General features: G+C 61.7%; 19 protein-coding genes. 18 read left to right on the top strand and 1 reads right to left on the bottom strand.

Annotated features, from left to right (window positions below):
• Positions 1-9: 9 nt before the first annotated feature.
• The 9 genes from DXB53_RS02995 to rsfS all read left to right on the top strand — a co-directional run bounded on the left by DXB53_RS02995 (position 10) and on the right by rsfS (position 7,708).
• Positions 10-939 (top strand): YcjF family protein, encoded by a 930-nt coding sequence (locus tag DXB53_RS02995; protein ID WP_117583246.1) that lies wholly within the window; start codon positions 10-12, stop codon positions 937-939.
• Between the two features lie 9 nt (positions 940-948).
• The gene (locus tag DXB53_RS02990) at positions 949-2,826 is read left to right on the top strand and encodes a TIGR03960 family B12-binding radical SAM protein (protein ID WP_117583245.1); all 1,878 of its coding nucleotides are present in this window, start codon (positions 949-951) and stop codon (positions 2,824-2,826) included.
• The gene (locus tag DXB53_RS02985; RefSeq protein ID WP_117583244.1) at positions 2,823-3,635 is read left to right on the top strand and encodes a TIGR03936 family radical SAM-associated protein; all 813 of its coding nucleotides are present in this window, start codon (positions 2,823-2,825) and stop codon (positions 3,633-3,635) included. The genes DXB53_RS02990 and DXB53_RS02985 overlap by 4 nt, the downstream gene beginning before the upstream one ends.
• 67 nt (positions 3,636-3,702) lie before the next feature.
• Positions 3,703-4,077, top strand: a complete 375-nt coding sequence (rplU, locus tag DXB53_RS02980) for a 50S ribosomal protein L21 (protein WP_035138585.1) — start codon at positions 3,703-3,705, stop codon at positions 4,075-4,077.
• Positions 4,078-4,110: 33 nt separating this feature from the next.
• Positions 4,111-4,368 (top strand): 50S ribosomal protein L27, encoded by a 258-nt coding sequence (gene rpmA, locus DXB53_RS02975; protein ID WP_006236075.1) that lies wholly within the window; start codon positions 4,111-4,113, stop codon positions 4,366-4,368.
• 84 nt (positions 4,369-4,452) lie between these two features.
• Positions 4,453-5,922 (top strand): GTPase ObgE, encoded by a 1,470-nt coding sequence (obgE, locus tag DXB53_RS02970; protein ID WP_199409669.1) that lies wholly within the window; start codon positions 4,453-4,455, stop codon positions 5,920-5,922.
• Positions 5,923-5,925: 3 nt separating this feature from the next.
• A complete protein-coding gene (gene nadD, locus DXB53_RS02965) occupies positions 5,926-6,603 on the top strand; it encodes a nicotinate-nucleotide adenylyltransferase (protein ID WP_117583242.1) in 678 nt (225 codons plus the stop codon).
• An 87-nt stretch (positions 6,604-6,690) separates the two neighbouring features.
• Positions 6,691-7,224: a bis(5'-nucleosyl)-tetraphosphatase (symmetrical) YqeK gene (yqeK, locus tag DXB53_RS02960; protein ID WP_199409670.1), complete on the top strand. Its 534-nt coding sequence runs from the start codon at positions 6,691-6,693 to the stop codon at positions 7,222-7,224.
• Between the two features lie 28 nt (positions 7,225-7,252).
• The gene (gene rsfS / locus DXB53_RS02955) at positions 7,253-7,708 is read left to right on the top strand and encodes a ribosome silencing factor (protein ID WP_117583240.1); all 456 of its coding nucleotides are present in this window, start codon (positions 7,253-7,255) and stop codon (positions 7,706-7,708) included.
• 101 nt (positions 7,709-7,809) lie between these two features.
• On the opposite strand, the gene dinB is transcribed toward rsfS, so the two are convergent.
• Positions 7,810-9,066 carry a DNA polymerase IV gene (gene dinB, locus DXB53_RS02950; RefSeq protein WP_117583239.1) on the bottom strand — a complete coding sequence of 419 codons (1,257 nt, stop codon included), beginning with the start codon at positions 9,064-9,066 and terminating at the stop codon, positions 7,810-7,812.
• A 201-nt stretch (positions 9,067-9,267) separates the two neighbouring features.
• On the opposite strand from dinB, the gene rpsP reads away from it, so the two are divergent.
• The 9 genes from rpsP (at position 9,268) to ppdK (ending at position 18,789) form a co-directional block, all read left to right on the top strand.
• The gene (rpsP, locus tag DXB53_RS02945) at positions 9,268-9,609 is read left to right on the top strand and encodes a 30S ribosomal protein S16 (RefSeq protein ID WP_022094749.1); all 342 of its coding nucleotides are present in this window, start codon (positions 9,268-9,270) and stop codon (positions 9,607-9,609) included.
• Positions 9,610-9,651: 42 nt separating this feature from the next.
• Positions 9,652-9,897, top strand: a complete 246-nt coding sequence (locus tag DXB53_RS02940) for a KH domain-containing protein (RefSeq protein ID WP_171021534.1) — start codon at positions 9,652-9,654, stop codon at positions 9,895-9,897.
• Positions 9,898-9,931: 34 nt separating this feature from the next.
• The gene (gene rimM / locus DXB53_RS02935) at positions 9,932-10,423 is read left to right on the top strand and encodes a ribosome maturation factor RimM (RefSeq protein ID WP_233503789.1); all 492 of its coding nucleotides are present in this window, start codon (positions 9,932-9,934) and stop codon (positions 10,421-10,423) included.
• A gap of 10 nt (positions 10,424-10,433) precedes the next feature.
• Positions 10,434-11,192 (top strand): tRNA (guanosine(37)-N1)-methyltransferase TrmD, encoded by a 759-nt coding sequence (gene trmD, locus DXB53_RS02930; RefSeq protein WP_117583237.1) that lies wholly within the window; start codon positions 10,434-10,436, stop codon positions 11,190-11,192.
• A gap of 2 nt (positions 11,193-11,194) precedes the next feature.
• Positions 11,195-11,758 carry a signal peptidase I gene (gene lepB, locus DXB53_RS02925; protein WP_117583236.1) on the top strand — a complete coding sequence of 188 codons (564 nt, stop codon included), beginning with the start codon at positions 11,195-11,197 and terminating at the stop codon, positions 11,756-11,758.
• A 59-nt stretch (positions 11,759-11,817) separates the two neighbouring features.
• Entirely contained in the window at positions 11,818-12,729 is a 912-nt protein-coding gene (locus tag DXB53_RS02920) for a glycine--tRNA ligase subunit alpha (RefSeq protein WP_006236091.1), read from the top strand.
• A 3-nt stretch (positions 12,730-12,732) separates the two neighbouring features.
• On the top strand, positions 12,733-14,829 hold the full coding sequence (gene glyS, locus DXB53_RS02915) for a glycine--tRNA ligase subunit beta (protein WP_117583235.1): 2,097 nt from the start codon (positions 12,733-12,735) through the stop codon (positions 14,827-14,829).
• Between the two features lie 34 nt (positions 14,830-14,863).
• Positions 14,864-15,739: a pyruvate, water dikinase regulatory protein gene (locus DXB53_RS02910; protein WP_117583234.1), complete on the top strand. Its 876-nt coding sequence runs from the start codon at positions 14,864-14,866 to the stop codon at positions 15,737-15,739.
• Between the two features lie 299 nt (positions 15,740-16,038).
• A complete protein-coding gene (gene ppdK, locus DXB53_RS02905; protein WP_117583233.1) occupies positions 16,039-18,789 on the top strand; it encodes a pyruvate, phosphate dikinase in 2,751 nt (916 codons plus the stop codon).
• Positions 18,790-18,923 lie beyond the last annotated feature (134 nt).

The raw sequence follows: 18,923 nt of genomic DNA, 5'->3' as shown, positions 1-18,923 counted from the left end.
GGGTTTGCCATGAAGATTCCCGTAGATAAGTTGACCAGCGCTTTTAAGATGGGCGCGTCTGTTAAGAAGGATTCCGATACACCGGTGCGTGTCTCGGTTTACCTTGATTCGACTGCGTCTCGCTTTTTGGTCGAGACGGTGCGCGATGCCTTTGTGCCGCAGACGACTTCGGGCATTGTGCGTGTTGATCGCCTGGGGGAGGACCGTATCGTTCCCAAGGCCGATACCGACGTGGTGTTGGTCCTCTCGTGCGGATCCGACCGCCTGGAGGGCGCTGTGCAGGAGCTCGTGATTGCCGGCGCGCCCGTGTGCGTGCTTGCCGAGTCCGCTGTTGAGGTGCCGTTCGTTGAGGAATCTACGCCCATGCACGGCGTGGTGGCGGCGACCGATAAGACCTATCTGCTCGAGACGCTTGCCCGCTGGATTCTCGATCGTACGGACAAGGAGACGGCTTTTGCCGCCAACTTTGCCTTTATGCGCATCGCGGCGGCAAATCGCATCATTACCTCGTGCGCGCTTACTAACATGGCGACGGGCGCCCTGGTGTTTTTGCCGGGTGCCGACTATCCCGTGATGGCGCTGGCGCAGGTGGGTATGCTCTTTGAGCTCGCGGCCATCTTTGGGCGCGGCATAAAGCCCGAGCGCGGCTACGAGGTCGCAGGCGTGCTCGCCGGCGGTCTGGTGATTCGCGCCGTCACCCGCGCATTGGTGAAGCAGACGCCGCACATCGGCTTTGTCGTTAAGGCGCTTACCGCCGCCGCGGGTACCTATGGCATGGGCCGCGCGCTCGTGTCGCTCTACGAGCGCGATGTGGACTACAGCCGTGCCAACGAGGTCGCTGCCGCCACGTTCTCGCGCGTTCGCGACCTGGTGACCACGGTCGCCGGTGCCACCCGTCCTATGGCGTCCTACCAAGATGCATCCGATCTCGCTGCTTAGGGGTTTCTTTTGCGCGTTCCGTACCAAGATTGTTTTCATCTGATTGAGCCGTTGCTCGCCAAGGTCGAAAAGCCGAGTCGCTATATCGACCACGAGTGGGGCACGCTCTCAAAGGCCGATGCCGACTATCGCTGCTGCATGATCTATCCGGACGTGTATGAGGTCGGTCTGCCCAACCAGGGCATCGCCATTCTCTACAACATCCTTAATCAGGCCGAGGGCATTTCCTGCGAGCGAGGCTACGTGCCGTGGCCCGATATGGGCGATGCCATGCGCGAGGCGGGGATTCCGCTGCTGTCGCTCGAGGGTGCAGCGCCCGTGGCCTCGTTCGACATCGTCGGCATGCACGTGCCGCACGAGATGGCCGTGACGAACTTCCTCGAAGCGCTCGATCTCGCTGGCATTCCGCTGTTGGCTGCTGACCGTACCGAGGACGATCCCATCATCGTCGCCGGTGGTCCCTCGGTGTATAACCCCGAGCCGTACGCGGCATTCTTCGATGCCATCCTCATTGGCGAGGGCGAGGAGTCGCTGCTCGAGATCTGCCAGCTGCATCGCCGCTTGCGCGACGAGGGCGTCTCGCGCGCTCAGATTGTCGAGCAGCTCGCGACGGTCGCCGGCACCTATGTGCCATCCCTGTATGAGGTACGTCATGACGAGCCCTGCTCGCCGCATGGCTACACCGTGCCGCGCGAGGGTAAGGACGTCCCGCCGGTAGTCTACAAGCGCGTCGTCGAGGACTTTGGTGCCACCAATCCGCTTTCTCAGTCGTGCGTGCCGTATGCGCAGCTCGTCCACGATCGCCTGTCTATCGAGATCTTGCGTGGCTGCGCCCGCGGCTGTCGTTTTTGCCAGGCAGGCATGACGTATCGTCCGGTACGCGAGCGCTCGGCCGACCAGATCGTGTCATCGGTAATCCAGGGCTTGGAAAAGACTGGCTATGACGAGGTGTCGCTCACCTCGCTTTCGACGACCGACCACTCCTGCATCCGCGATGTGCTCGGTCGCCTTAACCGCCGTCTGGAAGACACGGGCATTCGCGTGTCCATTCCCTCGCAGCGCCTGGATTCGTTTGGCGTGGATATGGCCGAGTCGGTCGCCGGCGAAAAGAAGGGCGGCCTGACGTTCGCGCCCGAGGCGGGCAGCCAGCGTATGCGCGACATCATCAACAAGAACGTGACCGAGGAGGACTTGGATCGCGCGGCCAAGGCAGCCTTCGAGGCCGGCTGGAACCGCATGAAGCTCTACTTCATGATGGGCCTTCCCGGCGAGCGCGACGAGGACATCGTGGCTATCGCCAGCCTGGCCGATCACGTGTTGGAGCTCGGCCGCTCCGTGGTGCCCAAGGCGCGCCGCGGGTCTATCTCGGTGTCTATCTCGGTTTCGGTCTTTATCCCCAAGGCTGCTACGCCGTTCCAGTGGTGCCCGCAGCTCGACTACGACGACGTCAAGCGTCGCCAGAAGCTGCTTATCACGAGCGTTCGCAACCGTGCCGTCCGCGTGCATTACCACGATGCCGAGACCTCGCTCATCGAGGCCGCGCTCTCCCGTGCCGGTCGCGATATGACGCCGGTCATCATCGATGCCTGGCGTGCGGGCTCGCGCTTCGACGCCTGGGTGGAGCACTTCTCGCTCGACAACTGGAAGGAGGCCGCTGCCAAAAACGGCATCGACCTCAACGAGCTGGTGCACCTGCCCTATGAGCTGGACTGGCGTCTGCCCTGGGAGCACGTGAGCCCCGGCTGCTCGCGCGGTTTCCTCGAGCGCGAGTATCGCCGTTCGCTCGAGGGCGTCACGACGCCCGATTGCACCCGCACGTCGTGCACCGGCTGCGGAATCTGTCCCACGCTCCACGCCAAGAATGTATTGATGGGTGATCGCGCATGAGTGAGCGCTTGACCGACAATCCCACGCTCTTTAGGCTGCGCGTTCGCTACGGCAAGCGTGATCGCCTTAAGTACCTGGGCCACCTGGAACTAATTCATACCATTGAGCGCATCGTGCGCCGTGCGGGCCTGCCCTATGCCGTGACGCAGGGTTTCTCGCCGCATATGCGCGTGGGCTTTTCGTCGGCGCTGCCCGTGGGCACGTCGTCGACCTGCGAGTGGTATGACCTGTTTATGACCGAGTTCGTCGCGCTCGACGAGGCCTTTGAACGCCTGGCCGCTGCATCGCCTGCCGATCTGGCGCCCATCGAGGCTGCCTACATCGACGTGCGCACGCCGGCGCTGACGGCTCAGCTTACGCGTCTGTCATACCGCATCGACTTGCATCTGGACCCAGAGGCTCCCGTGAGCGCCGACGAGGTGCGAGCTGCGATCGACACGCTGCGCGCGGGTCATGGCATTGACTATGCACGCGGCAAAAAGAGCAAGCGACTTGATCTGGACCATACGCTCGTTGGCTATGAGCTCACGGCGGGGGAGTGTGAGGACCATCTGGTGCTCATGCTCGACACCCATGCCGACAACGAGGGCTCCATGCGTCCGGAGATTTTGCTTTCTGCTGCTGATGTTTTGTTGCAGGGCTTGACCCCGGGCGTCGATGCACCTATTGTTTCCACCGGTATGCAAGACCTCGTGACCATCTGCTCCTACGATGTCGAGCGTCAGAATCAAGCATGCGAGGACGACGAGGGCCGACTCGTCAGCCCCATACCTGTGCGAACTTGTGGATTTGCTCCACATACTCGTTGACGGGGGTATTATCGCCTGCTACTATATTCGGCTGTTGCACTAACTGATGCATGAAGGGCAAGTAAACATGTACGCAATCGTTAACACGGGCGGCAAGCAGTACAAGGTCGCCACCGACGATGTCATCACCGTCGAGAAGATCGAGGGCAATGAGGGCGACAAGGTCACCCTGCCGGTCATCTTCCTCAACGATGGTAAGAAGATCGTCACCGATCCCGACAAGCTGGCCAAGGCCAAGGTTACCGCTCAGATCGTTGAGCAGTTCAAGGGCGAGAAGCAGCTGGTCTTCAAGTTCCACAAGCGTAAGCGCTATCGTCGTCTGAAGGGTCACCGTCAGCAGCTCACCAAGCTGAAGATCGTGAAGGTCCAGGCTACGTCCCGCGCCAAGAAGGCTGTCAAGGCAGAGGCCGAGGCTGTTGCCGAGGCTCCCGTCGCCGAGTAGATTACACTCGTAACGAAAGAGTAGGTATACACAATGGCACACAAAAAAGGACTCGGTTCCTCCCGTAATGGCCGTGACTCCCGCGGTCAGCGCCTTGGCACGAAGCGCTATGCCGGCCAGACGGTAACCACGGGCACGATTCTCGTCCGTCAGCACGGCACGCACATCCACCCGGGTGAGAACGTTGGCCGTGGCAAGGACGACACGCTGTTCGCGCTGGTCGACGGTACCGTTGAGTTCCACAAGGGTATCAAGCACAGGGTCAGCGTACGCCCGCTCGCGAACGCGTAATTCACCCTTCATAGAGCACATATGTGGGAGGCACTTGAGTTTTAGGATTCAAGGGTCTCCCTCTTTTTGTAGGAGGCGATTCTGTTGTCACAGTTCACCGATATCAGCCGCATTAACGTGTGCGGCGGCGACGGCGGTGCCGGATGCATGTCGTTTAGGCGCGAGGCCTTTGTCCCCAAGGGTGGCCCCGATGGCGGCGACGGCGGTCGTGGCGGCAATGTCGTCATCCAGGCCGATGCTCAGCTGTCTTCACTGATCGATTACCGCTTTAAGCATCATTTTCGTGCCGAGCGCGGAACGCACGGTCAGGGCGCCCGCCGCAACGGAAAGAGCGGCGAGGACCTTATCTTGAAGGTTCCCATGGGCACCGTGGTGCGCGAGCTCGACCCCGAGACGCAGACCCCGATGTTCGAGATTGCCGACTTGGTTCACGACGGTGAGCGCGTCGTCGTAGCACCCGGCGGCGCCGGCGGTCTGGGGAATACGCACTTTGTGACGTCGGTGCGCCGCGCGCCCGCGTTCGCCCAGCTTGGTGAGCCGGCCGAGGAGCACTGGATTGAGCTCGAGATGAAGCTCATGGCCGATGCCGCGCTCGTTGGCTTCCCCTCGGTGGGTAAGTCCTCGCTTATCGCGCGCATGAGTGCCGCTCGACCCAAGATCGCCGACTATCCGTTTACCACGCTCGTGCCCAACCTGGGTATGGTGCGTGCCGGCGAGTACTCCTATGTCGTTGCCGACGTCCCCGGCCTCATTGAGGGTGCGAGCGAAGGCAAGGGTCTGGGCCATCAGTTCCTGCGCCACATCGAGCGCACGGCACTCATCATGCATGTCGTCGATATGACGGGCGGTTTTGAGGATCGCGATCCGGTCGAGGACTATCGCATCATCAACCGCGAGCTCGAGCAGTATGGCGCCGAGCTTTCGGAGCGCCCGCAGATCGTCGTCGCCAACAAGTGCGACGCGCCGGGCACGGCTGACAAGATTGCCGACCTCAAACGCGCTGCGCTCGACGATGGGCATATGTTCTTTGCTGTGTCCGCCGTGACGGGCGCTGGCCTCAACACGCTGATGCTTGCCGTGGGCGAGCAGGTGGCTAAGCTGCGTGCCGAGTTGGCTGTCTCCGATGAGCCGGTTGATCTGCGCGACGATGAGTGGGAGCGCCGTCGCCTGCAGCGTGAGAAGCGTTTCCGCATTGTTCAAGAAGAGCCCCATGCCTTCCGCGTGGTCGGTCGCGCCATCGAGCGCATGGTCATCCAGACTGACTGGGAAAACGAGGAAGCTGTCATCTACCTGCAGCATAAGTTTGCGCGCATGGGTGTTGACGACGCGCTCGAGAAGGCCGGCTGCCGTGCGGGCGACGAGGTCCGCATTTGCCAGCGCGCCTTTGACTTTGAGGGCGCCGAGGACTTCTCGGAGTACGAGGAGGGGCTTGAGGACGAAGGCGAGGGCGTTTCCGTTGAGGTCTTTGACGTAGCCGATGGTGCGGACGAGGGCGTCGAGGTTGTCGATGCGGCGGACGTCGCGGACGATGTCGAGACCCCGGAGGGCGAGTAAGCTATGTCGCTGCGCGGTGGAATTGGTCTGCCTGAGCTGCCTATCAAGGATGGGCAGGAGTTTCGGCTTGGCATTATGGGTGGCACCTTCGACCCGATTCATTACGGGCACTTGGTTACCGCCGAGCAGGCGCGCGAGTCGCTCGACTTGGACGCCGTGCTCTTTATGCCGGCCGGCTCTCCCGCCTTTAAGCTCGACAAACCGGTGACGCCTGCCGAGGATCGTTATGCCATGACGGTCCTCGCCACCGCTGCGAATCCGGCTTTTTTGGCGAGCCGATTCGAGATCGACCGTCCGGGCGTGACCTATACGGCCGATACGCTTCATGCCCTTCGCGACTTTTACCCGCCTCAGGTAAAGCTCTACTTTATTACGGGCGCCGACGCGATTATCGATATTGTGACCTGGCATGATGCCGACCGAATCGCCGAGCTTGCCACGTTTATTGCGGCGACGCGACCGGGCTTTGATATCGATACTGCTCGCGCGCGAATCAAAGAGTCGGGCCTGCCGTTTGACGTGCGTTATATCCAGATTCCGGCGCTGGCGATTAGCTCGACCAACATTCGCAAGCGAGTTGCCCGTGGCATGAGCGTGCGCTATCTTACGAGCGAGTCCGTGCTCGGCTATATTCGCAAACGCGGGCTGTATACCGATCTGGGTCAAGAAGATTTTGAGTGATGGGGGTCTACGTTGTCGGTAGAGGATCAGTTTGAAGGCGATGAGCGCGCGCTGCTCAAGCGCATTCAAGAGCTGCTCGATGTTCGAATGAAGGATAAGCGCAAGCGCTATGTGCATTCGCTGGGTGTTGCCGAGACCGCACTTCATCTGGCCGAGGTCTACGGCGTTGACCGCTTTGATGCCGCTGCTGCCGGTCTGATCCACGACTGGGACAAAGTGCTCTCCGACGACGAGCTGGTTACGCGCGCTCTGCATTACGGCATTAAGATTGCCGGCTCTCCTTCCGCCGCGACGCCGCTTTTGCATGGTCCTGTTGCCGCCTATGAGCTTCCGCAGCTTTTCCCCGAGTTGTCGCCTGCTGTTTTCCAGGCTGTCGACCGTCACACCGTTGGCGCCTGCGACATGACGCCGCTCGATATGGTGGTCTTTGTGGCCGATGCCATCGAGCCCAACCGCCATGGTGATTATGCCATCGCGCTGCGCAAGATGGTGGGGGAGTCGACGCTTGACGAGTTGTTCTTCTCCTGTTTTGCGCAGGGTCTGGTCTACGTGATCCAGTCCGGGCGCTATCTTTATCCCACGGCTATTACGATTTACAACCATTACGCCCAGCTGCGCTAGCTCGGGTGTGTCTAGAAAGAGGTATTCCATGGCCGATGAGACCATGACCGACGAGCAGATTCTTGAAGGTGTGGAGCACAAGAGCTTCGTTGCCACGTCCGACCGCACCGCTGCCTCGCTGTCCGCGAGCGGTGTCGCCGCCGAGGATGTCGCCCGCGCCGCCGCGCAGGCCGCCTACGACAAGAAGGGCGAGGACGTGCAGGTGCTCGATCTGACCGAGCTCTCCGACGTGTGCGATTACTTTGTGATCGCCACCGGTACCAACAACCGTCAGGTCGATTCTATCGTCGACGAGATCGAGGAGAAGGTTGCCGAGGCCTGCGGTGAGCACCCGTTCTCCATCGAGGGCCGCGAGCAGAAGACCTGGATGCTCATGGATTACGGCTCGGTTGTCGTCCACGTCTTCACCCCTGAGGCCCGCGACTACTACCGCCTCGAGAAGCTCTGGGGCGACGCTCCCCAGCTCCCCCTCAATCTCCTTTAGGACCTTATTTGGGCAGGGCTTCTCTAGAGCCACCCTCTACCGTTCGCCGGGCAGTTGCACTACCTGCAGCTGCCCGGCTTTCTTTTTGCCCAAAACGCAAATCATTGGGGGGAGAAGCGGGATTGGCGGCCGAAGGATAGGGCGGTGTCGCCGAATTTGTCCCGGACGGCGTCGATAGCGACGGAGAGGTCGCGGCGGTCGCTGGATTGCGCTCCGCGGTCATCGATCTTGCAGAACAGGTCGGTTTGGATACCGCCTTGGTGGTTGAAATCGCTCATGCCGATACCCGCCAGACGCACGTGCATGCCTTCTTGCCAGATATTGTCGAGCAGCTCGAGCGCTACGGCCACAAAGATATTCTCGTCGTCGGTGGGGTGGGGCAAGCGGCGCTGTGCCGTGCGTCCGCTGCCATAGGAATACTTGAGCTTGAGCGTTACGGTTCCGCCTGTCAGCCCCTGACGGCGCAGGCGCCGCCCAACCGACTCGCCGAGCAGCGCGATCGCCGCCTCGATATCCCCACGCTCAGTCAAATCCTTCGCAAAGGTGCGCTCATTGCTCACTGATTTAACTTCACGTTCCTCTTCCAGGCTGGTGACCTCGGATACTTCGAGCCCCAAAGCACGTTGACGCATGCGCTCGCCATTCACGCCAAAGATTGCAGCCAGGGTGGACTCTGGCGCGCGTGAAAGCTCGCCGAGCGTATAGACGCGCATGCGACGCAGTCGCTCCTCGGCTGAACGCCCGATTCCGCTCATGGCAGATACCGGCAGCGCGGCCAAAAAGCGCTGCTCGGTTCCGGGGCGCACGATGGTCAGCCCAAACGGCTTGTCCCGTTCGCTTGCGATCTTTGCGACCGTCTTGTTGCAGCCCACGCCAATGGAGCAGGTCACTCCCAGCGCTGCCACGCGGTCGCTTATACGCCGCGCAACCAGTAGCGGGTCTTCGGGCGCAAAGCGGCCCGGCGTGATATCGATAAAGGCCTCGTCGATGGATACGCGCTCAACGCGCGGGGTCTCGTCGGCGAGAATCGCCATGACCTGCGCGCTGACCTCGTGGTAGCGATCGAAATGCCCATGCGTCCAAATGGCCTGTGGGCACAGACGCCGCGCCTCGGCCGAGGCCATGGCAGAATGCACACCAAAGCGACGTGCCTCGTACGAGCACGTGGACACGACGCCGCGTGATTCGGCGTCTCCGCCCACGATGAGCGGTTTGCCGCGCCATTCGGGATGATCGAGCATCTCCACGCTCGCAAAAAATGCATCGAGGTCCATCAGGCCCACCGCCGGACCCGTCCAGGGCGGCGGCGTGACGCCCGCAGCATCCTCATAACCGTATGTATGTTCGCGTCTTTCCATGTCATGAGTATACCGCGCAGCTCATGTGGGGTGCGTGTATGTGCTTGCAAATCGCGAATTCTTGTCTAAGATATGGATTTGCCCTCGACTACACCGAAGAAGTTGGTCTCACGGACTTCACCTGCCCGCGTCGATGGCGTATTATGTTCAACTGTTTGTTTGTAGTTGCAGCCTAAAGCTGCTTGGTTGGAGGAGTTTCCTTTGGCAGTCAAGATTCGCCTTGCTCGTCACGGCGCTAAGAAGCGTCCGTACTACCGTGTCGTCGTCGCCGATTCCCGCGCCCCGCGTGACGGTCGTATCATCGAGGAGGTTGGCCGCTACAACCCGATGACCGCCCCCAAGACCATCAACCTCGACCTCGAGAAGATTGCTGACTGGCAGTCCAAGGGCGCTCAGCTCACCGACGCCGTCGCCGCTCTGGTCAAGGCCGCTAACGAGGGCGAGAAGACCGAGACCGTCGTCAAGAAGTCCAAGAAGCAGCTCGCCAAAGAGGCCGAGGCCGCTAAGGCTGCCGCTGAGGCCGCTGAGGGCGCCGAGGAGTAAATCGTGCCTGAGGTTGACGCTGCACAGCTCGAGGGTGAGGCAATGCTCTCAGATCGCATCGCCGATCTCGTCGAATATCTCGTTGTTCAGATCGTCGACGACCCGGATTCCGTGAGCCTCGAGGTCATCGATGGTGACGACGCCTCTACGATTGAGGTTTCGGTTGCCGAGGATGACGTCGCTAAGGTCATCGGCCGTCGTGGCCGTACCATCAAGGCCATTCGCACGCTCGCCCGTGCACTGGCCGCTCGCCTCGACACAGCTGTCGAGGTAGAGGTTCTGGGCTAGGACCTTGAGGTCCCAGTACAAAAACATCGCCCGTGTGGTCAAGCCGCACGGAAGGAAGGGGGAGGTCCTCGCGCAGCCGCTGCGGGGGCTTCCTTCTGTATTGGAGCCGGGTATGCGTGTCGCCTTGACGCCGCCGGCGCTCAAGCGCGACCGTTTTTGCACGGTCGTGTCCGTCACCGATACGGGCGATGGCGATCTGGTCTCGTTTGAGGGCATAGATGACTTGACGGCCGCTGAGGGCATCACCGGATGCTATGTGCTGGCCAATCGTGACGACTTCGAGCTCGATTCGCTCGACGCCGCCTATACCGACCTTATGGGTCGCGAGGTGGTCGATGAGCGCTTTGGCTCGCTCGGTACGATTGTCGAGATCATGTCGACGCCCGCCAACGATGTTTGGGTTGTCGAGGGCGATCGGTACGGCGAGGTGCTGATTCCCGTGATCGAGCAGGTTGTGCTCGATTTTCCCGACACAGGAACAATTTTCGTCCACGTTATGGACGGCTTGATCGATATGGACAAGTAGGGAGGACAGCATGCTGATAGAGACCCTTTCGGTCTTTCCCGAGATGTTTGAGCCCGTCATGTCCACGTCGATTTTGGGCCGCGCCCGCAAGGCCGGCCTTTTTGATTTTAAGGCGTATAACCTGCGTGACTGGACGCACGATCGCCATCGCACTGTCGATGACGAGCCGTATGGCGGCGGGCAGGGCATGCTCATGAAGGTCGAGCCCATTGCCGAGGCAATCGAGGCCATCAGCTCCGAGGGTCCCAAGCCCACCGTGGTGTTCTTCACCCCCTGCGGGGAGCCCTTTACGCAGCATGTGGCCGAGCGCCTGCTCAAAAGCGAGCGCCTGCTGTTTGTGTGCAGCCGTTACGAGGGCGTCGACGAGCGCGCATATGCGTATGCCGATGAGCGTCTGTCGATCGGCGACTACGTGCTCACAGGCGGCGAGCTGCCCGCTATGGTCGTGGCCGATGCCGTCGTACGGCTCATTCCCGGAGCCTTGGGCGACGAGATGAGCAACGTGGACGAGTCTTTCTCGACCGCCGAGGACGGTGGCCTGCTCGAGTACGCGCAGTACACCCGCCCCGCCGAGTTCAATGGCGAGGGCGTGCCTCCAGTGCTCGTAAGCGGCGACCATGCCAAGGTCGATGCCTGGCGTCGCAAAAACGCCATCGAGCGTACCTGTCGTTGGCGTCCCGATCTTATCGAGACGGCACGACTTACGGTAGAGGAGCGCGCGTACGCGCAGGAGATCCTGGACGCTTCGTATTCACAGAGCGAGGAGTGAGAATGGTTCCATCGCAGCATTCCGTGCTAAAGGGTGCGTTTGAGTGGATCGTGGTCGTCGCGATCGCACTGGTCGCCACCTTTTTGATTCGCTCGTTTGTGGTCGAACCCTTTGTGGTGCCTACCGGTTCCATGGAGTCCACGATCGAGATTGGCGACCAGATCCTGGCGCAGAAGGTGACGCTCGAGCTTGGGCAGCCCGTCAAGCAAGGCGATATCGTGGTGTTCCACAACCCCGATGCCACGTCCGAGCATGACGTGCTGGTAAAGCGCGTCATCGCTACGGCCGGTCAGACGGTCGACCTGCAGGACGGCAAGGTTGTCGTCGACGGCCAGGCGCTCGACGAAGACTATACGACCGGCATGAGCTGGCCGCTTTCGGTCCAAGCCCCCGGCGCTCAGGTGAGCTATCCCTACACCGTCCCTGACGACTGTGTGTGGGTGATGGGCGACAACCGCGAGAACTCTGCCGACTCCCGCTACTTTGGCCCGGTCGACCGCTCCGACTTGATAGCCGTTGCACTTGTGCGCTATTGGCCGCTCAACCGTATCGGCGCTATCGACTAAAAACCGCTATAGTACAGTACCTAACCGTGTAATCGTTTCGACGAGGGGATATTAGAGGCATGAACGCTTCATCGCTTTCCTTCCAAGACATCATCCTGCGCCTCCAGCAGTACTGGGGCGAGCAGGGCTGCGTCATTATGCAGCCCTATGACTCCGAGGTCGGTGCCGGTACCTTCCATACCGCGACCACGCTGCGCTCGCTCGGTCCCGCCGAGTGGCGCACCTGCTATGCGCAGCCCTGCCGCCGTCCCGCCGACGGCCGCTACGGCGAGAACCCCAACCGCATGCAGCACTACTATCAGTTCCAGGTGCTCATCAAGCCCTCGCCGGTCAACGCCCAGGAGCTCTACCTGGGTTCGCTGGCCGCCATTGGCCTGGACCCCAACGACCATGACGTCCGCTTTGTCGAGGACGACTGGGAGAGCCCGACGCTCGGTGCCTGGGGCCTTGGCTGGGAGGTCTGGCTCAACGGCATGGAGGTCACGCAGTTTACGTACTTCCAGCAGGTGGGCGGCATCGAGGTCGACCCCGTGCCCGTCGAGATCACCTATGGCCTGGAGCGTATCGCCATGTACGCCCAGGGCGTCAACTCGGTCTACGACCTGGTGTGGAGCTACCTGCCCGACGGCACGCCCATGACCTACGGCGACGTGTTCCTGGAGAACGAGCGCGAGTTCAGCGCTTACAACTTTGAGGTCGCCAACGTCGAGATGATGCGTCAGAAGTTTGACGACTACGAGGCCGAGTGCCACTCCTGCCTTGAGCGCAAGCTGCCGCTGCCCGCATACGACTGCGTCATGAAGTGCAGCCATGCCTTCAATCTGCTCGATGCCCGCGGCGCGCTGTCCGCGGTCGAGCGTGCCAACTACATCCTGCGCGTCCGCGCCGTCGCCAAGGCGTGCTGCGAGGCCTATATGGCCGAGGTCGCCGGAGTCAACGAGAATGCCGACCAGGAAGGCGAGGTGGCGTAAGCCATGGCAGACGCTAAGGATTTCCTGTTTGAAATCGGTACGGAGGAAATGCCCTCCGCACCGCTGAATAATGCCGTCAAGCAGCTCGGCACAATGATTGCCAAGGGCCTCGACGAGGCCGGTCTGGCCCATGGCGAGGTCCGCGTGATCTCGAGCCCGCGTCGTCTGGCTGCGCTCGTGGCCAACGTCGCCACTGCGACCGATGAGGTCCATGAGGTCAAGCGTGGCCCCGCGGCCAACATCGCCTTCGATGCTGACGGTAACGCCACCAAGGCCGCCCAGGGCTTCGCCCACAAGTGCGGTGTGGCTGCCGAGGACCTGGTCCGTCGCGAGGACACCGACGGCCGTGAGTACGTCTTTGCCGAGAAGAACATTCCTTCCGCTCCGGCCACCCCGATCCTGACGGCCCTGTGCGAGAAGACCGTCGCCGGCCTGCAGTGGCCCAACTACCGTTCTCAGCGCTGGGGCCACGAGCACGCCACGTTCGTGCGTCCGGTCCGCTGGATCTGCTGCCTTTTGGGCGAGGACGTCGTGCCCGTGTCGTTTGCCGACGTGACGAGCGGCAACACCACGCGCGGCCATCGCGTCCTGGGCCCCGGTGACCATGTGGTCGCCAGCCCCGCTGTTTACGAGCAGGTGCTCGAGGACGCCGGCGTGCTTTCTGCCGAGCGCCGTCGCGAGGCCATCCTTGCCGGTATTGCCGAGGTCGAGGCTGCGCGCCCCGGCTGCCACGTCGATACGCCCAAGAAGGTCTTTGAGGAGGTCATCAACCTCTGCGAGTGGCCGACGGTGCTCGTCGGTACCTTCGATGAGGAGTTCCTCAAGGTCCCGCACGAGATCATCTGCGAGTCTATGCTCACCAACCAGCGCTACTTCCCGATTTATGACGGCGAGGGCAAGCTGACGCGTGAGTTCGTAATCGTCTCCAACAGCAAGCCCGAGAATGCCGAGCGCGTGATTGACGGCAACGAGCGCGTCGTGCGCGCCCGTCTGGACGACGCCAAGTTCTTCTACGAGGAGGATCTGAAGATTTCCCTCGACGAGTTCCGTGAGCGCCTGGCCAAGGTCGCCTTCCAGGAGAAGCTCGGCAGCGTGCTTGCCAAGTCCGAGCGTATTGAGCAGCTCGCGCTCGCTATTGCCCGCGAGGCTCACCTGGGTGCCCATCTGGCCGCTGATGCCGGCCGCGCCGCACATCTGTGCAAGGCCGACCTGGTGTCCAACGCCGTCGTCGAGTTCACGAGCCAGCAGGGCGTGATGGGCGGTTATTATGCCTCCGCGATGGGGGAGAACGACGAGGTCGCCCACGCCATTCGCGATCACTATCGTCCCCGCTTTGCCGGCGACGAGCTGCCCGAGGGCACCGCTGGCTGCATCGTGGCCTGCGCCGACAAACTCGATACCATTGCCGGTATTTTTTCCATCGGCGAGCCCCCGACCGGCTCTTCCGACCCGTACGCGCTGCGTCGCGCCGCCATCGGCATCATCAACATCCTGCGCGATCGTCTGCCGATCGACCCCACGTCGCTCATCGACTTTGCACTCGAGCTCTACAGCGAGCAGGGCATTGAGTTCGACGCCGCCGCGGTCGCCCAGCAGGTTCGCGACTTCTTCCACGGCCGTCTGGTGAGCATGGCCCGCGACGAGAAGACCCCGGCCGATACCGTCGCCGCCGTATCCGCGGTGCACATCATTGCCCCGTCGGTCTTCTTCGCCCGCTGCGCCGCCCTCGACGAGGCCCGCAAGAACGACGCCGAGACCTTCGACAACCTGGCGACTGCCTACGCCCGAGCCGCGCATATCTCCAAGCCCGAGCTGGGTGTGGAGTACGACCGCAGCCTGATGGGCGAGGTCGAGCTTGCGCTTGCCGACGCCTCCGAGTCCGCTCAGACCGCTGTCGAAGCCGCCCTTGCTGCCGAGGATTACCCTGCCGCGTTTGCCGCTCTGGCCGCCCTGCGTGCCCCCATCGACCGTTTCTTTGACGAGGTTATGGTCATGGACAAGGACGAACAGCTTCGCGATAATCGCCTTAAGCTGCTCAACCGCTTCGAGGCCGTTTTCTCCGGCATTGCCAACATTGGTGAGCTTGCCCGCAAAAAGTAAGCTAGCCTGCGCATAAGCGTAAAAGGAGCCCCGCATGGATTGCCCGGTCACCGCTCGTCCCACCGTTATCGTTATCTCCGACTCGCTCGGTGATACCGCTTGTGAGGTGGTGCTTGCGGCGTCCGGGCAATTTGATGAAGGGGCTTTTCGTGTTTTACGTCTGCCTAAGGTGACCTCGGTGGAGCAGGTCAAGTCGTTTGTGGGCCCGCGAGTCGATGCCGACCATCGCGATGTCGCCGTGTTCCATACCATCGTCGACCCGGGGCTTCGTGCTCGCGTGCTCGACTACTTGGGCATGCTGCATATTCGCTCGGTCGACCTGATCGGGCCGTCGCTCGCGGTGCTGTCGTCCCTCATCGGTATGCCGCCCAAGGGCGTTGCGGGCGTGATTCACAAGACCGACGATCGCTATTTCCACCGTATCGAGGCCATGGAGTACTTTGTCGAGCACGATGACGGACGTGGCTGCGACGATCTGTCGGGTGCCGATATTGTGCTGCTGGGCGTGTCGCGCACATCCAAGACGCCGCTGTCGATGTATTTGGCCTATCAGGGCTATAAGGTCGCCAATGTTCCGCTGGCGCACGGTATGGAGCCGCCCAAGTCGATTTACGAGGTCGATCCGATGCGTCTTTTCGGTCTGATTTCGACCGTCGATGTGATTTCCGAGATTCGCGATAGCCGCCTGGGCGACGACTATGCCCGTGCCGTTGCGGGCTCCTATGCCGAGCCCGAGAGTGTACGCAGTGAGCTCGAGGAGGCTCGCGCCCTCATGAAACGTCTGGGTTGCTTTGTGGTTCGCACCGACGGCAAGGCGATCGAGGAGAGTGCCTCCGAGATCATCGCTCACCTCGAAGAGATTCAAGAGGCAAGAGCCCGCCGTGCCGCCCGCCGCGCTCAACAGCAGTAGTCCTTTCTGGGATGATTTTTCTGGGACGGTGATTAAAATGCCCCGTCTCAAATTGACTGGTTTTGGTAAAGCGATTTAGCAAGAAACCTACATTTGACCTGCTAATTTATTGTAGTGGTATCTTCATAAGGCAACCACCTTTACCTACCGTTTACCGCAGGTTTTAGCACGTTTACCAAACCGCGCATCCTCTGCTCAAGCCCGTTCAAATCCCGCCGTATAGTTCCCTCACGGCCCGCATCCGGCGGGTCGATTCGTTACCACGGTCGTGCGCGAGAGCGCATGGAAGGGGAATTATCGTGAGCGATTGCAAGAGGGTTTACCGTTTTGGAACCGATGCCCAGGGCACTTGTGTCACCGAGGGCGACAAGTCCATGAACTTCGTGCTTGGCGGCAAAGGCGCGAACCTTGCCGAGATGAGCCGTATCGGCCTGCCGGTTCCCGGTGGCTTTACCATTACCTGCCAGACCTGCGTTGAGTACTCTGGTGCCGGCAACGTGTGGCCGGAGGGCGCGCTCGATGAGATCGTTGCCGCCGAGGTCGACCTCGAGGCCCGCTGCGGCAAGAAGCTTGGCGACGCCCGTGACCCACTGCTCGTCTCGGTACGCTCGGGTGCTCCGTTCTCCATGCCCGGCATGATGGACACAGTCCTCAACCTGGGCCTCAACGACGATTCCGTCCAGGGCCTTATCGCCCAGACGCAGAACCCGCACTTTGCCTGGGACAGCTATCGTCGCTTTATCCAGATGTTCTCCAACGTCGTCATGGGTGTTGACGCCGACCTGTTCGAGAACGCCCTGACCCAGGCACGCCTGGTCGCCGGCGTTCGCGTCGACTCCGAGCTTTCGGCCGAGGATCTGCAGGAGCTCGTCGAGACGTTCAAGGGCATTTTCTCCGACAACGTCGAGGCCGCCCTGTACCCCGACCTCGAGGTCGCAGACGGCAAACCCGTCTTCCCACACGATCCGGAGCTCCAGCTGCGCCTCGCTATCCAGGCCGTCTTTGGCAGTTGGATGAACGAGCGCGCCTGCATCTACCGCAGACAGCACGGCATTTCCGATGACCTTGGCACCGCCGTCAACGTCCAGGCTATGGCCTTTGGCAATAAGGGCGAGACCTCGGCGACCGGTGTTGCCTTTACGCGCAATCCGGCCGACGGCACCAAGGAGTTCTACGGTGACTTTCTGGTCAACGCTCAGGGCGAGGACGTCGTCGCCGGTATCCGTAACACCGAGCCCATCGCCGACCTCAAGACCACCCCGGGCCTCGAGTCCGCGGGTGAGGAGCTTGAGCGTGTCTTCCTGACGCTCGAGGATCACTACCGCGACATGTGCGATATCGAGTTCACCATCGAACAGGGTAAGCTCTGGATGCTCCAGACCCGCGTGGGCAAGCGTACCGCAACCGCCGCCCTGCGCATCGCTATCGAGATGGTCGGAGAAGGCCTCATCACCCGTGAGGAGGCCGTGAGCCGCATCGACCCCGCGCAGCTCGACCAGCTCCTGCACCCGCAGTTCGACTCCTCCAAGAAGTACGAGGCGCTCGCATGTGGCCTTAACGCCAGTCCCGGTGCCGCTGTGGGCGAGGTCGTGTTCTCGAGTGACGACGCCGTCGCACGTTCCTCCGAGGGTCACAAGGTCATTCTGGTCCGCTGGGAGACCAACCCCGACGACCTGAAGGGTATGGTCGCCGCCGAGGGTATCTTGACGAGCCACGGTGGTAAGACGAGCCATGCCGCCGTTATCGCCCGTGGCATGGGTACCCCCTGCGTCTGCGGTGTCGAGCGTTTCCATATCGACTCGGCCGAGAAGGTCGTGCGTATCGAGGGCAGCGATCGCGTGCTGCACGAGGGCGACATCATCTCCATCGACGGAACCCAAGGCATTGTCGTTGATGGCGCTGTCGATTTGGTTTCCGCTGAGCTCACCGGCGACCTGGACACCATCCTGTCTTGGGCCGACGAGATCCGCCTGGACGAGACTGACGGCCACGCCAACCACGTGCGCGTCAACGCCGACAACCCCGAGGATGCCGAGCTCGCGCTCGAGTTTGGCGCCGAGGCCATCGGCCTGTGCCGCACCGAGCACATGTTCCTGGGCGATCGCAAGAACATCATCCAGAGCTTTATCCTTTCTGACGATGAGGCCGTGAAGCAGCAGGCCCTGGCCGATCTGCTCAAGGTTCAGACCGAGGACTTCTTGGCGATGTTCAAGACCATGTCCGGTCGCGATGTGGTCGTTCGCCTGCTCGATCCGCCGCTGCACGAGTTCCTGGATAATCCGCGTGAGCTTGAGGTTGCCATCACCAAGAAGGAAGCCGCTGGCGCCAGCGAGGAAGAGCTTGCCGCCCTGCGTGCCCGCCTGCGCCGTATCGACGGCATAGTCGAGTCGAACCCCATGCTCGGCCTGCGCGGTGTGCGCCTGTCCGTCGTCTTTAGCGATCTGCCGCTCATGCAGGTTCGCGCCGTGGCCACGGCTGCTGCTCGACTTATCAAGGAGGGCGTCGACCCGCGCCCCGAGATCATGGTTCCGCTCGTTTCCATTACGGCCGAGCACGTTCAGACTCGTGAAGTCATCGAGCGCGTGATCGCCGAGGTTTCCGCCGAGGAGGGCGTCGAGCTCAATATTCCCGTGGGCACGATGCTCGAGCTGCCGCGTGCCTGCATGGTTGCCGACGAGATCGCGCAGCACGCCGACTTCTTCTGCTTTGGCACCAACGACCTCACGCAGACGACCTTCGGCTTCTCTCGAGACGATGCGGAGGCCAAGTTCATCCCGCTGTACATGCACAAGAAGATTCTGAAGGATAACCCCTTCGAGACCATCGATACGGCGGTGCTGGAGCTCGTGCGCATGGCTGTCGAGAAGGGTCGGGCCACCAACCCCGACATGCACTTTGGCGTGTGCGGCGAGCACGGCGGCGACCCCAAGTCCATCAAGGGCCTGTTTAACGTGGCCGATGTGGACTATGTGTCCTGCTCGCCCTATCGCGTACCCCTCGCGCGCCTGGCTGCCGCTCAGGCCAAGCTCGAGGCGAAGCGTTCCGCTTAACCGAGTCGCGTTCCATTTGCGCCTTTTTCGCCCCCCTTCGCGCCGTCGCGACCCCTGTGGACGCGGCGGCGTTTTACGTTGATTCAATACATTGTCAACTGACGGGAGGACTGCGATGAAAAACCTCACCAGGT

Origin of the sequence: Collinsella sp. OM04-5, assembly GCF_003439125.1 — a bacterium.
Taxonomy (GTDB): Bacteria; Actinomycetota; Coriobacteriia; order Coriobacteriales; family Coriobacteriaceae; genus Collinsella.
Note: the sequence above shows the minus strand (reverse complement) of the source record. Positions and strands in the feature narration are given on the sequence as shown.